The organism is Novipirellula methanifontis, from assembly GCF_052161655.1.
In the GTDB taxonomy this organism is placed as follows: domain Bacteria; phylum Planctomycetota; class Planctomycetia; order Pirellulales; family Pirellulaceae; genus Novipirellula.
This window is the reverse complement of record NZ_CP197418.1, coordinates 9151077-9176178: the sequence shown is the minus strand read 5'-3', so window position 1 is coordinate 9176178 and position 25102 is coordinate 9151077. Positions and strand designations below refer to the sequence as shown.

20 protein-coding genes are annotated in these 25102 nt (G+C 53.8%); 10 read left to right on the top strand and 10 right to left on the bottom strand.

From position 1 onward, the window contains the following. Positions 1 to 22: 22 nt before the first annotated feature. The 7 genes from SH528x_RS32680 to ilvD form a co-directional block, all read right to left on the bottom strand. On the bottom strand, positions 23 to 571 hold the full coding sequence (locus SH528x_RS32680) for a cysteine hydrolase family protein (protein WP_442507607.1): 549 nt from the start codon (positions 569 to 571) through the stop codon (positions 23 to 25). A 704-nt stretch (positions 572 to 1275) separates the two neighbouring features. Then, positions 1276 to 1869 carry an HNH endonuclease gene (locus SH528x_RS32675; protein WP_442507606.1) on the bottom strand — a complete coding sequence of 198 codons (594 nt, stop codon included), beginning with the start codon at positions 1867 to 1869 and terminating at the stop codon, positions 1276 to 1278. Next, the gene (locus tag SH528x_RS32670; RefSeq protein WP_442507605.1) at positions 1866 to 2348 is read right to left on the bottom strand and encodes a hypothetical protein; all 483 of its coding nucleotides are present in this window, start codon (positions 2346 to 2348) and stop codon (positions 1866 to 1868) included. Before SH528x_RS32670 ends, SH528x_RS32675 begins: the two co-directional genes overlap by 4 nt. Next, on the bottom strand, positions 2326 to 2550 hold the full coding sequence (locus SH528x_RS32665) for a hypothetical protein (protein WP_442507604.1): 225 nt from the start codon (positions 2548 to 2550) through the stop codon (positions 2326 to 2328). Before SH528x_RS32665 ends, SH528x_RS32670 begins: the two co-directional genes overlap by 23 nt. A gap of 182 nt (positions 2551 to 2732) precedes the next feature. Next, a complete protein-coding gene (locus SH528x_RS32660; protein ID WP_442507603.1) occupies positions 2733 to 4229 on the bottom strand; it encodes a tetratricopeptide repeat protein in 1497 nt (498 codons plus the stop codon). 474 nt (positions 4230 to 4703) lie between these two features. Beyond that, complete coding sequence (locus tag SH528x_RS32655; RefSeq protein ID WP_442507602.1) at positions 4704 to 5501, bottom strand: HNH endonuclease; 798 nt, start codon at positions 5499 to 5501, stop codon at positions 4704 to 4706. Between the two features lie 725 nt (positions 5502 to 6226). Further along, positions 6227 to 7906, bottom strand: coding sequence for a dihydroxy-acid dehydratase (ilvD, locus tag SH528x_RS32650; protein WP_442507601.1), 1680 nt, complete (start codon positions 7904 to 7906; stop codon positions 6227 to 6229). Between the two features lie 195 nt (positions 7907 to 8101). Between ilvD and SH528x_RS32645 the strand changes: the two genes are divergently transcribed. From SH528x_RS32645 to SH528x_RS32615, 7 genes are all read left to right on the top strand, one after another. Next, positions 8102 to 8788 (top strand): 3-keto-disaccharide hydrolase, encoded by a 687-nt coding sequence (locus tag SH528x_RS32645; protein WP_442507600.1) that lies wholly within the window; start codon positions 8102 to 8104, stop codon positions 8786 to 8788. Positions 8789 to 8901: 113 nt separating this feature from the next. Beyond that, a complete protein-coding gene (locus SH528x_RS32640; protein ID WP_442507599.1) occupies positions 8902 to 9525 on the top strand; it encodes an HAD family hydrolase in 624 nt (207 codons plus the stop codon). A gap of 144 nt (positions 9526 to 9669) precedes the next feature. Further along, positions 9670 to 11250, top strand: coding sequence for a Ppx/GppA phosphatase family protein (locus SH528x_RS32635; protein WP_442507598.1), 1581 nt, complete (start codon positions 9670 to 9672; stop codon positions 11248 to 11250). A 421-nt stretch (positions 11251 to 11671) separates the two neighbouring features. Then, the gene (locus SH528x_RS32630; RefSeq protein ID WP_442507597.1) at positions 11672 to 12979 is read left to right on the top strand and encodes a protein-L-isoaspartate(D-aspartate) O-methyltransferase; all 1308 of its coding nucleotides are present in this window, start codon (positions 11672 to 11674) and stop codon (positions 12977 to 12979) included. Positions 12980 to 13350: 371 nt separating this feature from the next. Beyond that, positions 13351 to 14742 carry a TIGR03000 domain-containing protein gene (locus tag SH528x_RS32625; RefSeq protein WP_442507596.1) on the top strand — a complete coding sequence of 464 codons (1392 nt, stop codon included), beginning with the start codon at positions 13351 to 13353 and terminating at the stop codon, positions 14740 to 14742. A gap of 507 nt (positions 14743 to 15249) precedes the next feature. After that, positions 15250 to 16074, top strand: a complete 825-nt coding sequence (locus SH528x_RS32620; RefSeq protein WP_442507595.1) for a hypothetical protein — start codon at positions 15250 to 15252, stop codon at positions 16072 to 16074. Next, positions 16071 to 17306 carry an HTTM domain-containing protein gene (locus tag SH528x_RS32615; RefSeq protein ID WP_442507594.1) on the top strand — a complete coding sequence of 412 codons (1236 nt, stop codon included), beginning with the start codon at positions 16071 to 16073 and terminating at the stop codon, positions 17304 to 17306. Before SH528x_RS32620 ends, SH528x_RS32615 begins: the two co-directional genes overlap by 4 nt. 13 nt (positions 17307 to 17319) lie before the next feature. Here SH528x_RS32615 and SH528x_RS32610 read toward each other — a convergent pair whose 3' ends face one another. Both SH528x_RS32610 and nadC read right to left on the bottom strand, forming a co-directional pair. After that, complete coding sequence (locus SH528x_RS32610; protein ID WP_442507593.1) at positions 17320 to 18720, bottom strand: undecaprenyl-phosphate glucose phosphotransferase; 1401 nt, start codon at positions 18718 to 18720, stop codon at positions 17320 to 17322. Between the two features lie 97 nt (positions 18721 to 18817). Continuing rightward, on the bottom strand, positions 18818 to 19747 hold the full coding sequence (gene nadC, locus SH528x_RS32605) for a carboxylating nicotinate-nucleotide diphosphorylase (RefSeq protein WP_442507592.1): 930 nt from the start codon (positions 19745 to 19747) through the stop codon (positions 18818 to 18820). Between the two features lie 363 nt (positions 19748 to 20110). Here nadC and SH528x_RS32600 point away from each other — a divergent pair, with 363 nt between their 5' ends. Together SH528x_RS32600 and uvrB are read left to right on the top strand one after the other, a co-directional pair. After that, positions 20111 to 20515 (top strand): ComEA family DNA-binding protein, encoded by a 405-nt coding sequence (locus SH528x_RS32600; RefSeq protein WP_442507591.1) that lies wholly within the window; start codon positions 20111 to 20113, stop codon positions 20513 to 20515. 354 nt (positions 20516 to 20869) lie between these two features. Further along, a complete protein-coding gene (uvrB, locus tag SH528x_RS32595) occupies positions 20870 to 22987 on the top strand; it encodes an excinuclease ABC subunit UvrB (RefSeq protein WP_442507590.1) in 2118 nt (705 codons plus the stop codon). Positions 22988 to 23255: 268 nt separating this feature from the next. Here the strand turns inward: uvrB and SH528x_RS32590 are convergent, their stop codons facing one another. Then, positions 23256 to 23402: a hypothetical protein gene (locus tag SH528x_RS32590; protein ID WP_442507589.1), complete on the bottom strand. Its 147-nt coding sequence runs from the start codon at positions 23400 to 23402 to the stop codon at positions 23256 to 23258. A gap of 264 nt (positions 23403 to 23666) precedes the next feature. Here SH528x_RS32590 and SH528x_RS32585 point away from each other — a divergent pair, with 264 nt between their 5' ends. Beyond that, entirely contained in the window at positions 23667 to 24800 is a 1134-nt protein-coding gene (locus tag SH528x_RS32585; RefSeq protein WP_442507588.1) for a sialidase family protein, read from the top strand. Positions 24801 to 25102: the final 302 nt, after the last annotated feature.

Below are 25102 nucleotides of genomic sequence, written 5' to 3'. Positions count from 1 at the left end.
GATTCCTCGGGTACGGTGTCGTTTACCGCAGTCGTTCGAGCCATGCGTCGGTAGCGATCACTTCGCTGATGAACATCTGTTGCGACACCAAGATCGAGTCTTGCAGCTGCTGGGCGGTCACCGATCCCGCTTCGTTTGCAACGTCCAGTGTTCCAGTTGCATCACGCAGAAACTCGACTTTGTAACCACGATGAAACGCTTGACGCGCCGTCGTGTCACAACACATTTGTGTCATGTAACCGGCGATCGTCACCGTGTCGGCATCAACTTTCTTCAGCCAATCGGACAGATTCGTGTTTGTGAACGAGCCTGGCAATTGTTTGTCGATCAAGACATCGCGATGCCGCTTTTCGACCTCGGGATGCAATTGCCATGCGTCGGAGTTAAGCCGAAAGATCGGCGATTCAGGATCGGCCTGATGATGCCGAATCACGGCGGTCGGAACGCCCGCTTGTTTCGCTTCGTCCATCACCCGCAAGATTTGATCGAGATGACCGACTGGATAGGTCACCGGCAGCGCGCCATCAAAATACTCTTGCTGAACATCAATCACCAATAAAGCACGGCTCATCGCGTTAAATCCAATTTGATCTTGGTCGGGGGTAAGGGAACGGTTGCATCTAGTCTATCGCAGTCTGACTTCGGAGAAAACACAGTCGCGCGACGTCTCCGAAGTCGGTTCATTCATTCGCAAGCCTCCCGTAGTGGATCTTGCTAAAGATCCTGCGTTCGCACGTTTCCTGTCTTCACGAGTTTCCGGTAGTGGATCTTGCTAAAGATCCCAACCATCGGATCTTTGACAAACCCTGTGACGCCCGTTTTGCCGGACTCCCCTTGACGCTGCATCTACGGACGTCAGAGGACGTGCGATTTATTTCTTATGATTCTAGTAATGGCTGAATGGATGTAGGGTGGGTCAAGTTCGTGAGGTGACTGGTGGGGCGTCGCAAAACCGACTAACTCTACTCAATAACTGATTTTGTTTCAGACCTTGAATCGCGAACGCCGACCCACCAGACACATGGTTTTGTTTGACCCACCCTACATCAACTTATAAATCGCACGTCCCGAGACGTCCGGCGAATATGCATCAATCATGGTAGTCGCTCAACTGCACACCAGTCGCAGTAGCGACGACAGTAAACTCTCAGATGCAACGCGATAATGAGAAGTCGATTTTTCTAACGATATGCCGTCGTCGCCTATCGCGTCTTCGAGGACGGGAACCGGTAGCTATTGATTCATTCGACAAACGAACTCTCCTCACAGTTCGCTCTAAAAACACTGGGGAAGCTCGCCACGCCGATGTTTGGCATGCCAACTCTGGTCAACTCCCTCAAGCGATTCATTGCTCGGCGGTTTCAGTCGGCTCAGATCCGGTAGGTGTGACGGAAACCCCGTCAACAGTTGTGCCAGATCCGAGTCCTCTTGTTCAGCCAAATGGACGATGCGTATCCATATCTGACGCCATCCTCTGAGTGCCGGAGAATCTAGATCGAGCTGGAGAAGCAATCGCCGTGTTTCCGGATCTTCACTCGCGATCGAGCCATCAATGTATGAGGTTACGGTACGATGGGTGAGCCATTCAAACGGATCGTTTGTGAGATGTCCTGACTTCACCAAGTTGCAGCGACTGCAAGCATAGACGAGGTTTGCACAGTCGAGCCTTCGTTGCGGGCTTACCGATTGGGGCTCGAAGTGGTCGAGTTCAAATTCGCCTGTCACCTGCCCCCACGCTTCGCGTTTAAGGCAATAGATACAGCGAAAACAGAATTCATCGCGAAGCCAGGGACGATAAGACTCGCAACGCCGGTATCCCGCTGGCCCGTGTCGCCGTTGTGATCGTTTTTCAGGATAATCAAAAATCAATCGTTCGCGTCTCCGCGACGGATCGAAAGCAGTTTGCGATGCAAGGCTTTCGCTCCTTCCATCGGCAGCGATGACTCCGAATCAACATAGTCACGCATCGCCTGGGTCAGTTGAGCGAGTTCAATTAGTTCGGCCACGGTGATGGTTTCTTGAATCTGCTTATCAATCAACTCCATCCGGCGATCGTTCATCTGCGGAAGCCATTTTGGCTCAGCCAATTCCACTGATGCGAGGGATTTGGCAACGAGTTCGACGAACGCCCCAATTTCCATCCCTGAATCGTGGAGAGTTTCGATGACGGCTCGCACTGTCGCCTCCTGATAATCTTCGATGGGCGATTTACCACGAAGCAGCGACACCGAATCAAGTAGGTGGATTTCAAAGTGTTTGAGAAACTGTCGCGACCAGAAATCGTGATCTTCCGAGATCGCATCCTGCGCGGTGTCCAGAGTTTCGTCAGGCAGCTTTTCGGTCGGCATTAGAGACCTGTTCAGTAGCAATCGCAGCCATCAGCGTCTGCATAACAATCGGGGCTGCTTGTTGATAATCGTGCAGCGTCACACGAAGTGGTGTGTCTCCCTTGGCGGCGAGGGACTTTGCTTGCATAGCGACTTCATCGGCAAACTGGGCTTTCCAGTCTGCCAGCGCCTTTACGGCCCTTGTTTCGATAATAACATTCATTTGCAACCTCCTGTTGGCAAAACTGCAACCTCCTGTTGGCAAAACGCCCATTGTCGCCATTTTTACGTCTGGGGGCAACATCGGTTTCTTATGGTGACAGTGCGATGCGGAAGTTTCACGCACTCTTTTTTGAAAAGGAACGCGTCCGCTGCGTAGATAAATGGCAACAATTTGCCTTCATGTCATTCGGGTCGGCGAGTTAAAAATTGTATGGCAGCCTGACAATCGGATCGGCCTGGCCAATCCTTGCCGCCCAGTCGCAACGCATCCTGGAATTTCGAAAGTGCAGTGGGGTACCGGCCGTGCTGTAATGCCATGGAACCATAGAAAAAGGCGGCGTCGGCTGAGGCGGGATCCAACTCCGATGCCGCCACTAGATCTTGCTCAGCTAAATCGAAGTTGCCGGTCGATGCCAACAGTTGTGCTCGATGCAATCTTGGTTCAATTGCTCGCTCATCAATGTCCAGCAACTTGTTGGCGATCACCATGGCTCCCGCGAAATCCCCTTCCGTCGCGACATGACTGGATCTCGTAATTCCAGCGTAAATTCGCTCGGATGTGCTGGGCCAATCTCTTTGCAGCTCATAGGCAAGTGAGTGAATCGGGTAGGTTTCCTGCCAAAGTTGGTGCTTGGCGGGTAGTAACGCACTCAGCACAACCGCCGCCGCGAGTGCGTAAGTGAAGCGAGCCTGAAGCAGTTCTCTGCTTAACAATGCCCCCGCTAAACAGACAGGAAAGAGCATCTCTAAACTTCGATGCATGTCGCCCGCGATAACCAACGCACCAACGGTCGTGAGCAAAATGACAAGCGAATAAAGAGCGAAGGTCACACGGCTGAAGTTCTTGTAACCGTAAACCAAAAAGCCAATGCAAAATAGCCATGTGACGCGATGTCCGAACCAAACCCCCAACAGGAAATTTGTGATCGGGACCGATTGAATCATTGCGAGATGCTCGGATGCATACGTATGAGCGACGGGATCCGTTCCGGTCGCAAGAGCAATGAAACGAATGACCAGGTAAACCGAAGTCGCGATCCCGATCAACGGAATCATTGTTTTCATCGCTCCCGACTCTGCCTTGATTTTGTCGTTCCACGTCGCACGGACGACCAGAAGCACAGGGAGGGCGAGCACGAACCGCTCATCAATCCAGGGAGCAATTAAACATGCAATGACGACAGCAATTCGGTTCTGGCTGAAGGCAGCGACAAGCATAAAGAAGACGACCCACGAATCAAAATACGCGAGCCAACCTGTGGAAACGAAATACCATGGCGACATTGCCAATAGGGTGGTGACGAGCAGGCAATCACGGACTGGCATACCAACCCGTTGGCACAATATCGCAATGTAAAAAAGAGCGGCAATGCATCCAAGGAAGGGAAGCGTTGTAAATTGCCATTCACTCAGCCCCGCGAGGTTGCCCATAAGTGGAAAGAACAATCGCCATTGATTGACGCGGCTGACATGATTCGGAGTGTTTTCAAACGGGTTTTCCAACTGCCGCAGCGTGTCGTAGTACCGGTCGACTTCGGGCAGGTTAAAGCTCTCCCAAAGTTTGTATCGCGGTGCGAAAAAGAGGCTGGCGAGAATGCATGCCGCAACGGCGATCAGTAAAGAGACGACCAGTTTTCTTGATCGAGATGAATCATTTCGTACGATGGACGTCTGGGGCATGAGAGACTACGGCAGAGAAGACGAGGCGATTAAAAAAGCGTTAAAAAAGGTGTCAGGACTCTTTTCTCGGTATCGGGACTTGTTTCTTGGGTCTTCCGCGGGGGCGGAGGGTGGATTCGAGGTCGAGGCGACATGCGATCGATTTACACAAGCATCCCGGAAAAGAGTCCTGACCCCTTTTCCTCTTCACAAGCATCCCGGAAAAGAGTCCTGACCCCTTTTTCCTCTTTGCCCCCTTTTTCCTCTTCTGCCCCCTTTTCCTCTTTCGGAACACAGCTTAGTCCGCCGGTTCCACTGCGTGGTAGGCAGCTTGAAGCAGGCTTCGCCGGGGTCAGGCCTTGGAGGGCAGGCTTTACTTCTCCGTCGATTTCCATCGCACAAGCTCCAGTGGCCGAACGCTTACATTAACCGGGTGGCGATGGTTGACGTTGATTTCAAAAACCGGCATGGTTGCCGCGACTGTGCAATGGATTGTTATTCCTCGATCAGTCTCTGCCGCGCGCTAATTCCGCGGACTTTCGCTTGATAGCGTTTGACAGCAGCAAAGTGTTGGCGTGATATCGAATCTAAGTCATCAATCATTTCGTTCAGTTTAGTGAAAGTTTCAGGAAATATGGAGGCCAATGACATGTCGAAGTGCGGATCCAAACCATCGTGGCAGGTATGGCATAGAGTCATCAAATTCTCTTCGATCGACAAGCCGCCAAGTCCCCATGGTCGAAAATGGTGGACGTGCAATTCAATATCGACGTTTGTTTCAGGTCGGCGGCCACAGATTCGACACCTATAATTATCCCGCTTCAGAACGTGCATACGAAGCTTTCGCGTTGGAGCGCGGTTTAAAGCAGTTTTCGGTACATTCTCGATCTGAGTTGAAGTCGATGATCCTGTCGGAACGACAATTTTTGGCTCTAGTATTTCCGCAAAGTGTTCTTTTACCAAGCTTGGGTCGATTATTGCGTTGCCACCGAGTTGAAGGAATACAAGGAGTTGTCGACGGTTATTTACGGCGACGCCCGGCGTGCCGATATCTCGCCAAAGGTCTAACATTACTTGGCCACGAACAAAGCATGGCGCGCGAAGTTCTCGTGCGGGCTTCGTTTCCGTCATTCCGACGAATCCAGTTTGAGCAGACCAGACGATTCGGTCGTCCTCGCTCACGGTAAGTGTCAATGCGTAGTAGTCGCTCGACTCAGTTGCCACCGCCATTTCACGCAGAATGCCACGGAGCTCGTTCTGCCGCTGCGCGATTGAATTCGAATCATGGCTCATATTCGAAGAAGCCTAGAGGAATAACGACTGAGGTCACCCGGCACGAACGGAAAAGTGACCATTAGGAAATAGCTTTTTGAGTGCTCGGGTGCACCGGCATGGTTCGCCACACACGTTGCATCATGATTCACTGCCGAGCACGTACGGCCGGAGGATTGTATCGCCAACGGAATCCGAAATCAAATCGATCGCGAGTGGAAATGGGCAGCCTGACATTAGACACACATGCCTTGCTTTTGAATCGCCGAACGACCCGACATTGCGTGAAAGTCTCTGCATTGGCGAACTATCTTTTTAACCCCGCGTCAGTCGGGTGATATAACCCAATTCGACTTTAAATCACTCGGGAGCAGGTGCGATCGGGTGCATGTCAGCTTTTGCGCTGGCCCCGAGCAGCGTAAAAACGCAATCGGAGATTTTGGGGGCTTGAGTTGAGATGCGGGGATTGAAGTTGCCCTAGTAACCCTTGGTGTGCTCGCATGGATGCAAAGCAAACTGCGTTGCAAGAAAAGTTGGCGGAGATTCACAGGCGAGCCGCCGCGGTCGGCGCCAAGATTCAGGCTATCGAGCAGGGCGTTGGGCAACGGCTCAGCCAGATCGTGCTTCGATTCGACCACAGGCCCTCCCCGAAAAACTCGCTGTAGGCTCGTTTTTCGACCCTCCCTGCTTCGCCGGGCGGGCGAAGCAAGTGGTGGGAACGGCCTACTCTGGACGCGAGCTGCGGATCACTCGTCGGTGACGCAGCCTTCGCTGGCGCTCTTGACGTTCTTGATGTACTTGTACAACGTACCTCGCGTTGCTTTCAGTGGCGGTGCGGTCCATGCTTTGCGGCGTTTGGCCAGTTCCGATTCGTCGACGTCGACGTCAAGTCGGTTGGTTTCAGCATCGATCGTGATCGTATCACCGTCTTGAACCAGAGCGATCGGGCCACCCTCTTGTGCTTCGGGAGTAATGTGGCCGACGATAAATCCGTGGCTGCCGCCGCTGAAGCGTCCATCGGTCAATAACGCCACATCCGATCCGAGTCCAGCGCCCATGATGGCACTGGTCGGCGTCAACATCTCAGGCATGCCCGGGCCGCCTTTGGGACCTTCGTAGCGAATCACGACAACGTCGCCCTTTTGGATCTTCTTTTCCTCCAGTGCATGCAGCATGTCTTCTTCGCTGTCGTAGACACGTGCGGGGCCGCTGAACTGCAATCCTTCTTTACCGGTGATCTTGGCCACGCAACCATCAGGTGACAACGAGCCACGCAAAATGCGGATGTGACCCGTCTTTTTGATCGGTTCTTTTGTCGAGTGAACGATCGTTTGACCCGCTTTCAAATCAGGCAGTGATTCGAGGTTTTCCGCAAGTGTTTTGCCGGTTACGGTCATACATGATCCGTCGAGGAGGCCTTCTTTGAGTAAGTACTTCATTACTCCGGGGGTTCCACCGACCGAGTGCAAGTCTTCTTGCACGAACTTGCCACTTGGTTTCAGGTCGGCAAGCAAGGGGATGCGGTCGCTAACGGTTTGGAAGTCGTCGATGGTCAAAGGGACATCGACGGCACGTGCCATTGCGATCAGGTGCAACACGGCGTTGGTGCTGCCACCGAGTGCCATCACGGTGACCATCGCGTTTTCAAACGCCGTACGGGTCATGATGTCGCGTGGTTTCAAGTCGAGCTTCAGCAGTTCCAAAATCGCGTGACCTGCGTGCCGACACTCTTCTTTTTTCTCTGCATCCACTGCGGGAATACTTGCCGAATACGGCAGCGACATGCCGAGCGCTTCGATCGCCGAGGCCATCGTGTTAGCGGTATACATCCCGCCGCATGCACCGGCACCGGGGCAGCTGTGACGAACGATTTCGCTGCGTTCTTCTTCGTTGATTTGGCCGGCAATAAATTGGCCGTAACACTGGAATGCACTGACGATGTCCAGATTTTCGTTTTTGAAACGTCCCGGTTTGATCGTGCCACCATAAACCATGATCGCGGGGCGGTTCAGACGTCCCATCGCGATCAAACATCCCGGCATGTTCTTGTCACATCCAGGCAGTGCGATCAGCGCGTCGTACCACTGGGCAGCCATGATCGTTTCGATTGAATCGGCGATCAAATCGCGACTCTGCAGCGAGTAGCTCATGCCGTCGGTGCCCATCGAGATGCCGTCGCTGACGCCGATCGTGTTGAACCGCATCCCGACCATGCCGGCGTCGACCACGCCCTTTTTAACCTCGGCGGCCAAATCCAGCAGGTGCATGTTGCAGCTGTTGCCTTCGTACCAAACGCTTCCGATGCCGATTTGCGGCTTGTTCATGTCTTCGGAAGTCATCCCGGTTGCATAGAGCATCGCTTGGGACGCTCCTTGGCTTTTGGGCTGAGTGATGTGTTGGCTGTACTTGTTTAGCGGTGCATTCATGGCCGGTGGAGTACGCAGTGCAGGAGGAATGGGGGATAGACGTCAACAAGCGAAGCGAGGGGGCGTGCGCTGCGGGGTTCGCGCGATGACCGACATCATGGGCGTCGATTTGCCCACTTCGCAGGCCAACGATTATGATCTTCATCGAGCGTTTCACAACGGGACGGCTCAGTGAACTTTCGAGGAGCAGACAAAATGGTGCGGTTTTCCTGGTTTTTCGCGGCGTTGGCGGTTTTTACCTATGGTTTCACGCTCGCAGGCCGCGAGGCATTTGCGGACGATTATGAGCTCAAGTCGATGTCGCTGTTCGATGGCGACACCTTGGCTGGGTGGGAAGGGAACGGCTATTGGTTCCGGATCGAAGACGACGTGATCGTCGCTGGCCGGCTGGATGAAAAGATTCCGCACAACGAATTTTTGTGCACGATGGAGCGATTCGCCGATTTTGATTTGCGATTGGAAGCAAAATTGGTCTCGGCCAGTGACAAAGAAAAGCCCTCCTTGAACGCCGGAGTGCAATTCCGCACAAAACGCATCCCCGGCGATACCGAAGTTTCGGGCTATCAAGCCGATATGGGGATGATTGGCGACCGGTCGATTTGGGGAGCGTTGTATGACGAGTCGCGTCGCCGGAAATTCTTGGCCGAACCCGCCGCAGACCTACCCAAAGACCTCGTTAAAGTCGATGACTGGAATTCGATTCGAGTCCGCTGTGAAGGCCCGCGAATCCAGATTTTTATCAATGGCGTGCAAACAGTCGACTACACCGAAACCGACGACGCGATTCCACGAGATGGCATTATCGGACTGCAAATTCATAGCGGCCCTCCGGCCGAAGCCCATTACCGAAACATCCGCATCCGCAATCTAACCAGCAAGTAGGCAATGTCGCTGATCGCTCCTCGATCCTGCGTTTTTAGGATTGTGCGTTTTTGAGATCCGGCGTTTTTACAACTTATCGTTATGATCGCGGTGCGATCAACGACAGACATATTATGAATATTGAATTTGTTTATTTCGATCTCGGCAACGTGATCGTTTCCTTTGACCCGAAAATTGCGGTCAACAATGTGGCAACCCGCTTTGGGGTCGATGCCGCGATGGCGGAACAGGCGATTTATCTGAGCGGGCTTCAGGATCGATTCGAGCATGGGAACGTGACAGGCGACGAATACGCGGCAATCGTGCGAGATTCGCTTGCTATATCCGAGGAGCAAATGCCGACTGCGGCGTTGTTGGATGCGATCAGCGACATGTTCACTCCGATCGAATCGATGCAGAATACGATCGCCCAAGTCCACGAATCGGGAACCCGTTACGGATTGCTTTCCAACACCTGTCACGCCCACTGGGACTGGATTACCCGGCAAACGTGGCAAGTCTCGTCGGTGGCATGGCCCATTCGAGTTTTGAGCTGCGAAGTCAGCTCGATGAAGCCCGATGGCGGCATTTATCAGGCTGCCGAAGAATTTGCGGGTGTGTCCCCCGATGCGATTCTGTTTCTCGATGACAAGCCCGAAAATGTTGCCGCGGCGATCGATCGCGGATGGAACGCGGTCCAGTGTCTCGGAGGCGAGCAAGCCGAAGACGCTCTTAAAAAATATGGAGTGATTTCTTAGTGAGTCTGCGTTTTCAGCAGCAGCCTGCGTTTTTCGCCTACTAATTGGGGGGTGGTGTTCGGCTGTGCCCAGCGACGGACACGCCGTATGATGGGGGCACGCGACGATAACCCCTTTTTCCTTTTCGCTTGCTTATCATCCGCAATGGCTCAGCTGGCTAATACCCCTTCGCTTCCGCTTCACCCCACTCCTCCTCGACCTGTTGCCGTGATTGATATCGGGGCGACGAGTATTCGCATGGCGATTGCCGAAATCCATGCTGATGGTGAAGTCCGTACCCTCGATACGCTGGTCCAGCCCGTTGATCTGGGGCGAGAAGCGTTTGACGTGCGGCGACTGTCTCGCGCCAGCATCGAAAAGGCAGCCGGGATTCTGAAAAAGTACCAGCGGGTGCTGCGAGAATACGGCATTTCCGCCCCTCAGGATCTACGTGTCGTGGCAACCACGGCGGTCCGTGAAGCAATCAATCGACTCGCATTTACCGACCGCGTTTACATCGTGACCGGACTGAATGTCGAACCGATTGACGAAGCCGAAGTCAATCGGATCACCTACATGGGGATCACTCCCCAACTTCGCTCGCATCCTGATTTGGCCGATGGTCGTTCGGTGGTCGTCGAGGTCGGTGGCGGAAATACCGAGTTGCTAGTCATTCGCAGCGGCAATGTGCTGCACAGCCAATCGTACCGATTGGGTTCGCTGCGACTCTTGCAATTGCTTGATCAAGCCAACGTTTCGGCCGCGCGACGCCGCATATTGTTAGAGAGTCATATTCGCCGGATCTTGGATATGATCGTCGAAGAGGTGCACTCCGACGCAATGATTCACCTTGTTGCCTTCGGTGGCGATATGCGTTTCGCCGCTCATCAATTGCTCGATGACTGGGATGGCACGTCGCTCGCACAACTTTCGACCGATCGGCTAATCGAATTTACCAACGTGGTGCTCAAGCTTGACGAAGACGCCATCGTCAAACGATTTGGAGCCTCCTTTATCGAGGCCGAGACGCTTGGGCCAGCACTATTGGCCTATTCGATGCTTGCCCAAGCATTTAAGCAGACTCATGTTTACGTTTGTGATACCAATCTGCGTGACGGATTGTTGCGAGACATGGCGATTGGGGGCGAATGGACAGCGGAATTTCGCAATCAAATTGTTCGCTCTGCGATCACGCTTGGACGACGTTTCGACTTTGACGAAACCCATGCTCGCAACGTCGCCGAACTGTCTCGGAAATTGTTTGAGCAATTGGTGGCTGAGCATCAGCTGGATCAGCGACACGAGGTGATTCTGCACGTCGCGGCGCTGCTGCACGAAATCGGTTTGATGATCAATGTTCGCAGCAACCATAAACACGCCCTGTACGTGATTCGCAACAGCGGTTTGTTCGGTCTCTCTAAGAGCGAGTTGCTGCAGGTCGGATTGGTGGCACGCTACTATCGTCGTGCTTCACCCCAGCCGTCACATGAGGGTTACGGATCGTTGGAACGCGAGGATCGCGTTATTGTCTCGAAACTGGCGGCAATTCTGAGGCTTGCGATCGCGTTGGACGATACGCGGAGCGGACGAATTCGCGACATCGAATGTACTCGCGAGGGACGTCAGTTGGTGATCCATGTTCCTGGAGTCGACGATGTGTCACTGGAACAAATCGCGATGCGTCAGAACGCGGGAATGTTTCGAGATGTGTACGGGATGCAAGTCTTGTTACGCACCGGGCGATAAGTAATCGTCAGCGTAGAATTGTCGATCCGAAACGTGATCGATCGATTAGAGTAAATGAAATATTTTGGAAACCGGGGATGAAAAGCAGGTAGGCAGGAATCATTGGGTGAAATCCCGTTAGCCGTTTTGGTGATAGCCCCGGTTCAGCGCCGGAACCGTGGCTAGCGGGTTGTTGATTTATTCGAAATGCAACGCGTATTGGTGAGCCGTGGGCCGTAAGGCACCGGGTAATACTCGGGACCCGGTCGCTTACGCGCGAGCGGCTCACTGAATCAACAGCACGCTAGCGCCAAAACGGCCAATTTACTGAAAGACTCCTGCCTAACTGTTTAGCCATTGATGGCTTTTATTCTCGGTGAAACAGCAATGGCGTTCTCGGTCGAGTTCGTCGACCACGGGCATTGATCGCAGAGGCAAGTAAATGAGTTTTCACTATGACGTCGCGGCCTGCACTAAGTTTATCGGTATCTTCGGGAGTCTTGTTTTGGCGTTTCTAATCCGCAGTGAAGAAACTGCTGCCGATGATCTCTACACCATCCTCAGGGAACGTTTGGTCGAAGACCGGATTGCTTCCGCGGGGGTGAAAGACTCTCGCGTGCTCGACGCCATTCGCAATACCGAGCGACACGAGTTTGTGCCCAAGAGTCAGCGTGAGCGTGCTTATTTGGACATGGCGCTACCGATTGGTGGTTCGCAAACGATTAGCAGTCCCTTTACCGTTGCTTCGATGACCGAGGCGATCGAGCCCGAGTCGACCGATAAAGTGCTCGAAATCGGGACCGGCAGCGGGTACCAAGCCGCGGTGCTTAGTCCTTTGGTCGAGCATGTCTATTCGATCGAGATTGTCGACGAACTTGGACGAAAAGCCGCCGAGACGCTCTCGCGTTTGGGGTATGAAAATGTGTCCACACGAATCGGTGACGGTTTTCTAGGTTGGCCCGACGCGGCACCGTTCGACAAAATCATTGTGACCTGCAGCCCCGAATCGGTGCCCGTGCCGTTGATCGAGCAATTGCGTGAAGGGGGCCTGATGATCATTCCGGTAGGCCAACGCTATCAACAAACGCTCTATCGGATGCAGAAAGTCGACGGCAAATTGGTGCGGCAGGCACTGCATCCCACCTTGTTCGTGCCGATGACCGGCGAAGCCGAAGAGGGGCGCAAAGAATTGCCTGATCCAGCGAACCCCGTCGTGATCAATGGGGATTTCGAGACGCTGCCGACGAAAGAGCAAAGTTCGACCGAAGATTTTGTTCCCGGGTGGTATTACGGACGCCAAGTGAGACAGGTCACTCCGTCGTCGGAATCCGAAAGCGAAGAATCGCAGTCGTCCTCCGGATCAAGCCGGGCGACCGCCCCCGAAGGAGCGTCGTTCGTACGATTTGAAAACGAGACCGCTGGGTTGAGCTCACATTTATTGCAAGGCATCGCGATCGATGGCCGCGAAGTGTCCATGATCCGTTTGAGTGGACAGGTGCAAATTGAAAATGTCAAAATCGGCCCCAATACCGATTCACTACCGATGATTGCGATCAGCCTGTATGACGAGCAACGTCGTGATCTCGGCGCGTATTGGCTAGGACCGTTTCGGGGCACCCGTTCATGGCGTGACGTCAGTCGTTTGGTGCGAATACCCCACCAAACTCGCGAAGCTATTTTGCGCATTGGACTGTTCGGAGGCACCGGCAAGGCGGAATTCGACGCCGTTACGATCCAGAAAGTGGACTGATTTGCTCGCTTGGCTAGTGTTTGAGTGCGTGACAGGCGCTGCGGCATTTTGTCCTGATGGGGGCTTTCGATGTGCACCCACAGGATGAGATTGCTTGCTCGCAAAATCTCAAGGCAACCGTGAAAACCGCGTCAGACCACGTGGGCTGGGCGGATTCCGGATGGCAGAAATCCGGTGCGAGCATTGTTAACCTTGCAGCGTCCGGGTGGTTCGGATGCGGCCCTTGGTAAAATCTAATCCTTAAATTTTGCCCAGACTGCTTGTTTAACGCATTCCAACGGTTATTCTACCGCTGATACCAATTGTATCGGGTATTTGTAATAGGCATTCTGATCGCGTTCAAAAAATCGACGGAGGGGATTAAATCAACCATGAGGTATTTCCAAGCTTTTACCATCGCTGCATCGGTGGTCGTTTTCTCAAGCTTGCCGAATTCGGTTCAGGCTGGAGGTTCATGGGGAGGCAGCAACGGCTCGTCCGGCGGCTATTCTTCCTCTGGCGGTTCTTCCGGCGGCGGACTTTTGAGCAGTTACCGAGCACGCCGACATTCCGCCTCTAGCGGAGGATCCAGTGGTGGATCGTCCGGCGGATCGAGCGGCGGATCCTACAGTTCGTACAGCGCTTCGAGCGGTGGATCTTCCGGTGGTTCGAGTGGCGGATCCTCGGGTGGTTCATCCGGCGGTTATTCGGTTTCCTACGCTTCGAGCGGAAGTTCGGGCGGGTCATCCAGCGGACGTGTTGGACCGATTCGTCGATTGTTCGCAAAGATGCACAGCAACCGCAGTACGGGCGGAAGCAGTGGCGGAAGCTCGGGCGGATCGAGCGGCGGCTATGTCGCTAGCCACAGCAGTCATGGCAGCTCGGGCGGAAGTTCCGGTGGCAGCTCCGGCGGACATCACGTTCACTATGCGAGCTACTCAATGAGCTCGGGCGGTTCGTCCGGTGGATCTTCGGGCGGCGTGATTTACGGTCAGTACTCGAGCCCAATTGTCAGCCCGATCTCCTACGGCGTTGACGCTGGCTACGAATCTCCGATCATCGAATCGGGCTACGAAACGTATTCCACACCGATCCAAGGCACGGTTATCGACGGCAGCTACGACTCGGGCGTCAGCGCTCCAGTGCAAGGCTCCGATGATCAATCCGCTTCGGCTGGAACCGAATCGATCAACGACTCGACTCGTTACGAATCAGCCAAGCCAAGTCTTGACCAAGATTCGGCACTGTTGACCGTTGCTGTACCAAGTGACGCGACTGTAACCGTTAACGGTCACGCTACCACCAGCGAAGGCAACGTTCGCCAGTTCATGTCGCGTGGCTTGAAGGAAGGTTACGTTTACACCTACGTTGTTAACGTTGACTACACCGTCGATGGCGAAAAGCAATCGGATTCCAAGGAAGTCAAACTTCGTCCAGGCGATGTCGAGCAAGTCGTTTTTGATTTGACCGGTATCAAGGACAAGTCTAACTCCGAAGAGAAGGTTGCACCGAAGACCGACGAAATCGTCACTGTCGTGAAGTTGCATGTGCCTGAAGACGCGAAAGTCACCCTGGCCGGCAATGAAACTGCAGGACAAGGTTCGATTCGTACCTTCCGTACGAACCAGTTGAAGGTTGGCGAGCAGTGGACCGGTTACACCGTCCACGTTACCGCGATCGTCAATGGCGAACCTATCAGCAAAGAGCGAACCGTCGACGTGATTGCCGGTGGTACCACCGAGCTCATGTTTGATTTCAAAGATTCGTCGATTGCTCAGCGATAACCATCGCGGATTGCAATTCGTCGTAAAGACGTAACGCTGAATATCAATCAGCCGCGTTCTCCTCTCGAGAACGCGGCTTTTTGTTTGGCTGTTCACTATTTCCAGTAGTGAACGCGTCTGTACTTCCACGCGTTCCGAACTAACTTAGAACGGTCTGAGCAGGTCAATATGAGTCATTCCACATAATGATCTGAGCCGACGGCGCTAGCCGCGGGCATGTTTCCTGCAATATTAACGCTCCCCGCGGCTAGCGGGCTGTTGATTTAGTGAGCCGCTCGCGCGTGAGCGGCCGGGTTCCTCGCATTACCCGGTGCCTTACGGCCCACGGCTCACCAATGCGATTCGCATTTCGATTAAATCAACAGCCCGCTAGCGTCTCGCAAAAGGATCGACGTTGCACCGGTATTTACGGAACGACCTGCTTACTACATTTATTTTCTGCGGAGCTGCTTTAGCGACATGACGACCGAAGAAACTCCGAGGGTGTCAGCACGTATACGCTGGTTTGTGTCCATCCTTATTTGCGCTCATCTGGTAGCACTCGTTTTGCCGCCTCTCGCTTTTCAAACTCGAGGTGCATTGGGCGACTCGCCTTCGGTGCAAACCTTGATGACGCCGGTTCGCGACTACACCCAATTTCTGTACATCGATCGTGGTTACGCCTTTTTTGCTCCCGATCCGGGCCCCAGCCATCTGATCCAAGCCGCGATCACGGATGCGTCGGGAGAAACCGTCGAGAAGATGATTCCGAGTCTGGAAGATCAATGGCCGCGGTTGCTGTACCACCGTCATTTCATGTTGGCCGAATATTTGAGTGAAATTTATCAGCCGCCAAATCCACCCGAAGAGATCGCAAAACTTGATCCCGTCGGAGCTCGGATATGGGCGCAGTCTCGCGGCCGATACGAGTACGTACGTCAATCGATCGTCGATCATCTGCAGCACAAGAACAACGGTCGACGTGTTGTGATCCGTCGTATTGAACATGTCTTGCCTGGGTTCATTGAAATGGCTAGCGATCCCATTCCGCTTGATGATCCTCGTTTGTATCGGGTGCTGCGTGACCAGGCATTTGATCCAGAGCAAAGTACCGAAGCGTCAAGCAACTTGCCGGAGGCGATTCCGGCACCGAAAAATGTTGAGCCTGATACCGCGCCGAGCGACCCCAGTGTAAGTGAAGCCGAAACATCACCGCCGGTGCAGTCACCCAAGTCTGAGGCCCCAAAGAAAAGTGATCCGAGTCCTGAAGAAAACAGTGACGAGAAATCGCCGCAAACCGACGTCCAAGCTGACGGCAAACAAGCCGAGCCTGTAGCGGAGGCCAAGGAATGAACGGACGAACGGTGATCGAACTTTTCAAAGCGTGGGTGTTGCAGTTGGTTGCGGCCTGGGATCGTTTCTGGTTCACGCCGCGGTATCCGCACGTGTTGGCCATCTTGCGAATCGTGACCGGCGGCATGCTGTTCTATTCGCATCTCGTGCTTGCGACTCAGCTTGGTGATTTCCTTGGCGATCATGCCTGGATCAACAATGCCACCGCCGTACAGCTGCACGATGGTGCGTTTGGTGTCTCGGACATGGGACGCAGCTATCTGTGGCATCTAAGCAACCCGTTGCTGCTGTGGTTGCATCATGGGGCGACTCTGTTGATCACGGCGGCGTTTGCCATTGGGTTTATGACACGCGTGACAGCGCCGGCGGCTTGGTTTTTGCAAATTATGTATATCCACCGTTTGACGGGAACCCTTTTTGGGCTCGATCAAATCGTGACGTACATGGCGATGTATTTGATGCTGACTCCGAGCGGCAGCTGTTTCAGCGTCGACGCATGGCTCCGCGAACGTTTTTCGGAGCGTCGTAAATCCAGTCGGAAATTGGCTTGGCTGTTGCCTGAGAATCGCGCCAGTATCGCCACCAACGTGGGAACGCGGTTGTTGCAATTGCACCTCTGCGTGATCTATTTGTTTGGCGGTTTGGCCAAGGCTCGTGGCGAGTTGTGGTGGGACGGGACTGCGGTTTGGTTTGCGGTTGCCAATTATGAATACCAATCGATGAACATGATTTGGATTGGAAACTATCCAAGAATCTTCTCGGCACTGACGCATTTGACCCTGTTTTGGGAAGTGTTTTATTGTGCGTTGGTGTGGCCGCGAATCACGCGGCCCATCGTTATCGCCATTGCCGTTTTGGTGCATGGCGGGATTGCGGTGTCGCTTGGAATGGTGACGTTCGGTTTTATGATGATCGTAGCAAATTGCATTTTCATCGAACCAAAATGGTTGCTGTGGCGACCTGAATCGGAGCTTTCCGATGCTTCACCCGTACCCATCCGTGATGAATTGACTGGTAAGGACGTCGTGCGTGAGGAAAGTGCTGTGGATGATTCGGATCTGCGGCAGCGAGAGGAGAAGCTTGCTGAGGATAAAGAGAAGCTGAAGCAGCGAGTGGAGACGCTTAAGAAACGCGAACGCAAAGTCCGCCGAGCCGCGAAGAAACTTCGCGAACGTGGGGCTGGCGATCAAGACGACCTTTCCGAGTTGGACGAACCGCTCGAGTTGGATTAATACGCGGGCTCGATTAATACGCTTCGGGTTGACTCCATGCAACTCGCAGTGTCTTGAACAAGATCTTGATGTCCAACCACAGCGACCAATTGCGGATGTAGCGATGGTCCCAATCGACACGACGTTCCATCTTGTCAATGGTGTCGGTCTCGCCGCGACAACCGTTGACTTGCGCCAATCCTGTGATGCCCGGTTTTACCTTGTGGCGAAGCATGTAGCCGCGAATGCGGCTGCGATATTGTTCGTTGTGAGCCGACGCGTGAGGGCGTGGTCCCACCAGCGACATCGTGCCTGCGATCACGTTAAATAACTGTGGCAATTCGTCCAGGCTTGTACGGCGGAGGATGTTGCCTAGCCGAGTCACGCGTGGGTCTCCCTTGGTCGCTTGTTTTACTACCGCACCGTTGTCGCAAGTACGCATCGAGCGGAACTTCCAAACCAAGATTTCTCGTCCATCTAATCCGTAGCGTCGTTGCCGGAAAAAGACGGGACCTGGTGAAGTCACCTTCACGGCAATCGCGATAGCCAACATCGGGATTGCCGATACGACCAATGCGGCGGTGGCGATCGCAACGTCCGTCAATCGCTTCACCACACCATCAACACCAAACAATGGATTTTCGAACACGCTGACTGCAGGAATGCCTCCCATGCTGGTCCAACGTGAGTGCAGAAGTTCGAAAACAAAGAAGTCCGGAACGATATAAACCGATGCGGTCGAGTCACTGAATTGTTCAAGCAGAAAGCGAATTCGGTCTTCTGCACGCATCGGTAATGTGATGAAAACGGTGTCAATTTCGCCGTCGCGAGCTTTTCGCACCAAGTCGGTCAAGTCGCCCGTAAGCGAATGTTCGTTACTTGAGTCTTGTTCGGATCGCAGTTCGTTTCGATCGTCAAAAAAGCCAACCATTTGGAAACCGAGCGATGGATCGTGATCCACGTTGTCGGCCATTTGGATGCCCAGTTCGTTGAGTCCCGCGATCGCAATTCGGCGTGTGCCGATCCCGCGTTGCAACAAACCTTGTTGGATGATTCGTAAACACATTCGCCCCAACCCGATCATCGTCGGCGCCAGGATGATCCAGCAAAGCATCACCGAACGAGCAAATTCTTGTCCATAACGAGTCGCAAACGCTAACAGCGCAAGCACTAAAACGGTCATGCTCCACGCACCCACGATGCTGGACATTTCCATATTGGCCGAACCAGCGTGCGACTTGCGGTAAAGTCCCGTCAAGTGACCCGTCAACAAGAATACGATTACGGCAATCAAACCCATCGCAAGAGTCGTGTCGTCGACCCAGCCTCGTGCGATCCACTTGACCGCCGCCAAAGAAGCGATCACGCCAGCGGCATCAAGACACGGTTGAAAGAAATCCCACCAATGGCGGTGGGGGAGTATCGGTAACCGCATGAAAACTGTCCGGTCGATTGGAGCGTGTCGAATTTTGTGCAAGCGCGGCAGGGCTCGTGAAAGAGAGAGTCCCACACTATCGCGACTGTACAAAACCCTAGCTCAATGTTTTATCGAACCAGTCGAATCCGAGGTCTAACCATGTCGCTTGATGAGTCAAAGCACCACAACTGATTCGCTCTACGCCAGTTGTAGCAATATCCGCGATCGTATCGATCGTGACGTTTCCGGAAGCTTCGAGTTCGACTTCGGAATTCTCTCGGTCGCGAATTGCAACGGCTTCACGCAAACCGTCGAGCGAGAAATTGTCCAGCAATATGATGTCGGGGTTCGTTGAGATCACGTCGCGGAACTGTTCGAGCGAATCGACTTCGATCTCGACCATATTCGGTGCAACTAGGTGTTCGACGTTCGCACCACGCCACTGGATCGCCTTTTTCGCGGCCGTACTTGCTGCAAGCGGTCCCGATGAATCGCCTGCCAATGCCAAGTGATTGTCTTTGATCAAGAACCCATCGTGCAGTCCGCTGCGGTGGTTATGCCCTCCACCGCACCCGACTGCGTACTTTTCCAATAGCCGCCAACCGGGAGTCGTTTTGCGAGTGTCGTACAACCGCGATTTTGTCGACGCGATCACTTGCGCGTATCGCCGCGTTTGCGTCGCAACGCCACACATGCGGCTGAGGATGTTCAAAATCGTTCGCTCGCATGTCAATAAATCGCGAGCGTTGCCGGTCAGTCGTGCGATCGGTTGGCCGGCGACCAGTGTCGAGCCGTCTTCTTGTAAACACGTGACTTCGAGGGACGCATCGAATTCGTCCACGATCCAAGCCAGCGTCGCCATTCCCGCACAGACGCCTTCGCCGCGCGGCACAATCTCGCAACCGCCTTGGCGATCCGCATCGATCAAACAGACGGTGGTCCAGTCCATGGCGTCTCGCAGATCTTCGGCGATCGAAAGACGGACCAGCATCCGCAGATCGCTTTCAAGCAAGGCGTCCGCTTCCACGCGGGGATAGTCATTCATTGATTTCGCGTCCAATTGTTCTGTCGCATGTTTGATTCGTGAGTGGGGCTGCCGCAACCGCTGCAATCCGTTAGCCGACTCACGAAACGCTGTGAAGCATTTTTATGCCGTGTTTCGTAGTGTTTTAACGTAGCGGAAGTCGTCAAGACTTTCGTTGAACGAACCCAATTCCCGAAACTCTTGACGAGTTCCGCTACAAAAAATGCGTCATAGCGTTGCGACTTACAGTTCTACTGTGATATGCCCGCTAGCATTGTAACGTTTTTGCGAAAAAGTGGACCAGCCGTCAATTTGGAGCGTTGTTTTCAGGCAATCGGCTGACGGATAATGAGTAGACCGCAACGCGATGAGAATTGATCATCCATGAACCCATCCACCCCAACCCCCAAACGACATTCGCCTCTCTTACAGTCCTCGGTGCAATGGACGTTGGCGATCGGTTTGATGGTTTGTTTTGGGGTGTTAGGCGTTAAGATCGCAAGGCAAAGCGGGACGATTCAACCACAACCGAATCGCCAGGATGGCATTAAATTGCTGTGCTTGGATTTGAACAAAGCAGCAGAACACGAATTGTCACTTCTGCCGACGGTTGGACCTGTGCTCGCCAACCGCATCGTGCGTGACCGTCAGCAGCGGGGACGATTCCATTCGGTCGATGATCTCCAGCGGGTGCCAGGGATAGGTCCCAAAAAGATCGCCGAGATTGCCGACTACTGCTGTGTCGACATCGAGCCCCCAAAAGACGCGATCGCGGCGAACCATCCTTGAACGCTATCCTCAATCGCCGCGAATATTGGCGTTTTGCAGCCCCGCGAAAACTCACCGTCGGTCGACTCTTTTCTCGCACCCCCTCCAACTCCCCAACGCCGTGAACGATTTTTACGCTGCAAATTACAGCATCTGCGTTTCGTAGCTACGCTCGCCAGAGCGTGGATTGGTGGCGTGCAAATGCGAATCACCACCTTCTGGCGAAGGTAGCTACCAGGAAATTGTTCACGGCGTTGTCGAATTACCCAGAAATTTAGAGTTGGGGGGCGTTCAGGGCACCATCGTCGCTTGAGGCGTTCTTCGTTACAGTTAATCGATCAACGCATGTCATCATGACCGCCTCCGGAACCATCCATGACGTCCCCTTCGAAAAAACTTCCGCCCGCCGACTTTCATCTCAATCAGCCCTTTCCGCCTGCCGGTGACCAACCGCAAGCGATTGCCGAGTTGACTCGCGGGTTTCTCGCCGGGCGATCCGCCCAAACCTTGCTTGGGGCGACCGGTACGGGCAAGACGTTCACGATGGCAAACGTGATTGCCAACTTGGGCCGCCCTGCCCTGATCCTCAGCCACAATAAAACACTTGCAGCCCAGTTGTACGGCGAATTTCGTGAATTTTTTCCCGAGAACGCCGTTCACTATTTCGTCAGCTACTACGACTACTATCAACCCGAAGCCTACATCCCGCAGCGTGACGTCTACATCGAAAAGGATTCGTCGATCAACGAAGAGATCGATCGGCTGCGTCTGGCCACGACCAGTTCGCTGGTCAGTCGCCGCGATGTGGTGATCGTTGCGTCTGTCAGCAGTATTTATGGTTTGGGTTCGCCCGAGGACTACAAAGAGCTGATTGTTTCACTCCATAAAGGCGAGAAGACGCGACGCGATCACTTGTTGCTGAAGTTCGTCGACGTGCTTTATGAACGCAATGATGTGGCGTTCGAACGCGGCAAGTTTCGTGTGCGTGGCGACAGCATCGAGTTGTGGCCTAGCTACGAAGAGTTTGCTTATCGGATCGAAATGTGGGGCGACGAGATTGAACAGATCTCGCTGATCAAACCCGTTTCGGGCGAAACGATCAAAACGGTCGATAGTCTCTATATCTATCCAGCAAAACACTTTGTGATGCCGGAGAAACGAATTCAAAGTGCGATTCGCTTGATCCGAGAAGAATTGGCTCAACAGGTCGAGCTGTTTCAAGAGCGAGGTAAGTTGCTCGAGGCTCAGCGGATCTCGGCTCGTACGCGATTTGATCTGGAAATGCTCAGCGAAGTCGGTCACTGTCCGGGGATTGAAAACTACAGCCGTCCGTTGTCCGGAAAACCGCCCGGCTCGACGCCTGATACGTTGTACGAATTTTTTCCTGATGACTTTGTTACGTTTGTTGACGAGTCGCATGTCACGGTCTCGCAAGTCCGAGCGATGTACGCGGGTGACCGCAGCCGAAAAACGACGCTGGTCGAGCACGGTTTCCGCTTGCCGAGCGCCTTGGATAACCGACCGCTCAAATTTGAAGAGTGGGAAGAGCGAACCGGGCAAATTTGTTTCGTCAGCGCGACGCCCGCCGAATACGAATTGAATCGTACCGGCGGCGAAGTCGTCGAACAGATTATCCGTCCCACTGGATTGCTCGATCCCGTGGTCGAAGTGGTTCCGGCGCGAGGTCAAGTGAACCACTTGTTGGAAGAGATTCGCATTCGGGCGGAAAAGAATGAGCGTGTGCTCGTGACCGCGCTGACGAAGCGATTGGCCGAAGACCTTTCGACGTTTTTCCAGGAAAAAAACGTCCGCTGTCGTTGGTTGCACAGTGAGCTCAATGCGTTTGAGCGCGTCGATTTGCTGCAAGAACTGCGCACCGGTCGCTTCGATTGTTTGGTCGGAGTCAACTTGTTGCGTGAAGGACTCGATTTGCCCGAAGTCTCGCTGGTCGCCATCCTGGATGCGGATAAAGAGGGCTTTTTGCGTAGCGAAACCAGTTTGATCCAAACGATTGGCCGAGCCGCTCGGAATGCAAACTCGAAAGTGATTCTTTATGCCGACAAGGTAACCAATTCGATGCAATTGGCGATGGAAGAGACCAGTCGTCGGCGAATGATCCAAGAGGACTACAACACCAAACACGGGATTACTCCGCAGACCATTTTGAAGTCGATTCGCACGGGGATTGATTCCGAGGCGGTCAAACGCAAGAAAGAAACAGCGCTGGCCAAAAGCGAAGCGGAAACGGTTTACATTACGTTGGAGTATGTCGAGGCACTCGAGCGAGAGATGTTGTCGGCGGCCGAGGATCTCGAGTTCGAGCGAGCCGCATCGCTACGCGACCGCGTGCTTCAATTGAGAGAGAACATCGGCAAACCGATTGCCGATGTCGAGTTCACGACCAAGAGCGAAGCGACCGGAATCCAAAAGAAACGCCGCAAAGGCGTCAAGGGAGCCGGCCGCAAAAACGTACCCAGACCCAACCGCGGCTAAGCGAGTCGTAATCAGGCAGTTAAGAGCAATCGGGCTGACCCTGGACCGTTAGAACTTTGGACTTGTTGTGATTTTTAGTTGAGCAATATTTCTGCCACCTCTCCCCCGACTTCGTCGGTGGAGAGGTAACTGCACTACAGGCCGGAAGAAAAACTCGCCCCCAATAACCGACGTCAATACCAAAGTTCTAGCGGTCCAGGCTAACCCTAGACGGCTTAAAACCTTGCTGTTGCTTGGTATACAGTTTGCGCAAGTTTTGTTTCGATTCTTAGTCGCGATAGCGACGGCAGACGGTAGCCCCGGACGCGAGTCCGGGGGCAATGTCGCCCCCACACGCACCAAGTCGCGAAGCGACGACAGGTGCCGATCCCCCGTGGTTTTCGCTGAGTTTGAGCCCAGCGAGTACTTCGGCCAACGATATTTCTCAGTTCAGTGTATAGACTTCCGGCCTAGATCGGTCGCTTTCGCGCGGGCGACTCATTAAAATCAACCGGCCGCTGTTTTGTTAGGACTGTCGGAGTAATTACTGTCGTAGCGGAACTCGCGCGAGAGTTTCGACCAGCCTGGAAAACGAAAGTCTTGACGACTTCCGCTACGGGAAACCCCGTCACTTATTGTTCAGGCGGTGCTTAGCTGAATATTTCCGTGAGACTTCGTGAGGCATGCAGTGAATATTGTATTGAGTCGAGTATTGTTTTTAGCCTGTCTGGTTCCCTGTGCGACAACGTCGCTCGGTGAGGAACCCGATAACTTGCCGACGATTGATATTTCTGACGAGACCGATCGTCAGCTAGTAATCGCCGAGGGAACACCGCAAACGTACCAAGGCCATCCCACGACACTGAAACTGCCCGGCAGTGACACCCTCTTTTGCGTGTGGTGTATCAACCATGGCGGCGCGGCGGGGCCGATGGCACGAAGCGATGATGGGGGACGGAATTGGACGCGTCTGGATGCGTCGTTACCCCCAGGCTTTTCGACGCATCAAAATTGTCCCAGCATTTATCGAATGGTGGACCCCCAAGGAGTCGCTCGGTTGTGGGTATTTTCAGCCGCGCTCGGAAAACGTGGTGGCCCAGGGATGCCGAGCATCATGAGTGAAGACGAAGGCAAAACGTGGAAAGAAATGCCTCCGCTCGGCTTTCCATGCGTCATGACATTTAGCAGCATCATTCGTCTACACGACGGACGCTATCTCGGGCTCTATCACAAAGGCCCCGATGGGCAAGACCGAACGCCGCTAAGCGTGTTGCAGTCGATCACCGCGGATGGGGGCCTGACTTGGTCGGAACCCAAAGTCGTCGCTGCGGTCGAGGGCAAAAACCCGTGCGAACCGTTCGTGCTGCGATCGCCCGATGGAAAGGAACTGTGTTGTTTGATGCGAGAAAATACGCACACCGGGAACAGTTTGATGATGTTTTCTCGTGACGAAGGAGAAACCTGGAGCAAGCCTGTCGATACCGCTTGGGGGCTGACCGGGGATCGCCACATGGGCGTTCAAGCCCCCGATGGACGCTGGGTCATCGCGTTTCGTGATCTAGCGCCGCAAAGCAAAACCAAGGGGCACTTTGTGGCGTGGGTGGGCACCTACGAAGATATTCAACAAGGGCGTCCTGGCCAGTATCGGATCAAGCTATTGCACAGCCATGCAAAAAACGTTTTTGACTGCGGTTATCCGGGGCTCGAGCGTTTGAGCGATGGAACCATCCACGCAACGACCTACATCAAGTATCGTCCAGGGCCCGAGAAACACTCCGTTGTCAGCACACGTTTTAAGCTGTTGGAAATCGACAAACGGGCCAAGGTGCAATAATGCGACTGCTCCGGCTTTTCGTTTTTGTGAGCCGACGGCGCTAGCCGCGGGCGGGTTCCATACAAAAACGGCGGGCCCTCGGCTAGCGCCCAATGCCATCTACTTTAGTAGCGGTACGGCGCAAGCCGTCCGGCTGCAGCGAGTAAAACGTTCAAATTAGGCCGGGCGGCTCGCGCCGCACCGCTACAAAAACCACCCGTTTAGTGCCAAAGTAGATGGCATTGGGCTAGCGCCGTCGGCTCACTAAGACAGATGGAACTTACGTTTCTAGCAATAGCGAGGCCGGCTCGCTAAATGGAATC

Coding starts and splice junctions, on each gene's coding strand:
- SH528x_RS32680 (WP_442507607.1), bottom strand. CDS start 571: ATGAGCCGTGCTTTATTGGTGATTGATGTTCAGCAAGAGTATTTTGAT.
- SH528x_RS32670 (WP_442507605.1), bottom strand. CDS start 2,348: ATGCCGACCGAAAAGCTGCCTGACGAAACTCTGGACACCGCGCAGGAT.
- SH528x_RS32665 (WP_442507604.1), bottom strand. CDS start 2,550: ATGAATGTTATTATCGAAACAAGGGCCGTAAAGGCGCTGGCAGACTGG.
- SH528x_RS32660 (WP_442507603.1), bottom strand. CDS start 4,229: ATGCCCCAGACGTCCATCGTACGAAATGATTCATCTCGATCAAGAAAA.
- SH528x_RS32655 (WP_442507602.1), bottom strand. CDS start 5,501: ATGAGCCATGATTCGAATTCAATCGCGCAGCGGCAGAACGAGCTCCGT.
- ilvD (WP_442507601.1), bottom strand. CDS start 7,906: ATGAATGCACCGCTAAACAAGTACAGCCAACACATCACTCAGCCCAAA.
- SH528x_RS32645 (WP_442507600.1), top strand. CDS start 8,102: ATGGTGCGGTTTTCCTGGTTTTTCGCGGCGTTGGCGGTTTTTACCTAT.
- SH528x_RS32640 (WP_442507599.1), top strand. CDS start 8,902: ATGAATATTGAATTTGTTTATTTCGATCTCGGCAACGTGATCGTTTCC.
- SH528x_RS32635 (WP_442507598.1), top strand. CDS start 9,670: ATGGCTCAGCTGGCTAATACCCCTTCGCTTCCGCTTCACCCCACTCCT.
- SH528x_RS32630 (WP_442507597.1), top strand. CDS start 11,672: ATGAGTTTTCACTATGACGTCGCGGCCTGCACTAAGTTTATCGGTATC.
- SH528x_RS32625 (WP_442507596.1), top strand. CDS start 13,351: ATGAGGTATTTCCAAGCTTTTACCATCGCTGCATCGGTGGTCGTTTTC.
- SH528x_RS32615 (WP_442507594.1), top strand. CDS start 16,071: ATGAACGGACGAACGGTGATCGAACTTTTCAAAGCGTGGGTGTTGCAG.
- SH528x_RS32610 (WP_442507593.1), bottom strand. CDS start 18,720: ATGCGGTTACCGATACTCCCCCACCGCCATTGGTGGGATTTCTTTCAA.
- nadC (WP_442507592.1), bottom strand. CDS start 19,747: ATGAATGACTATCCCCGCGTGGAAGCGGACGCCTTGCTTGAAAGCGAT.
- SH528x_RS32600 (WP_442507591.1), top strand. CDS start 20,111: ATGAACCCATCCACCCCAACCCCCAAACGACATTCGCCTCTCTTACAG.
- uvrB (WP_442507590.1), top strand. CDS start 20,870: ATGACGTCCCCTTCGAAAAAACTTCCGCCCGCCGACTTTCATCTCAAT.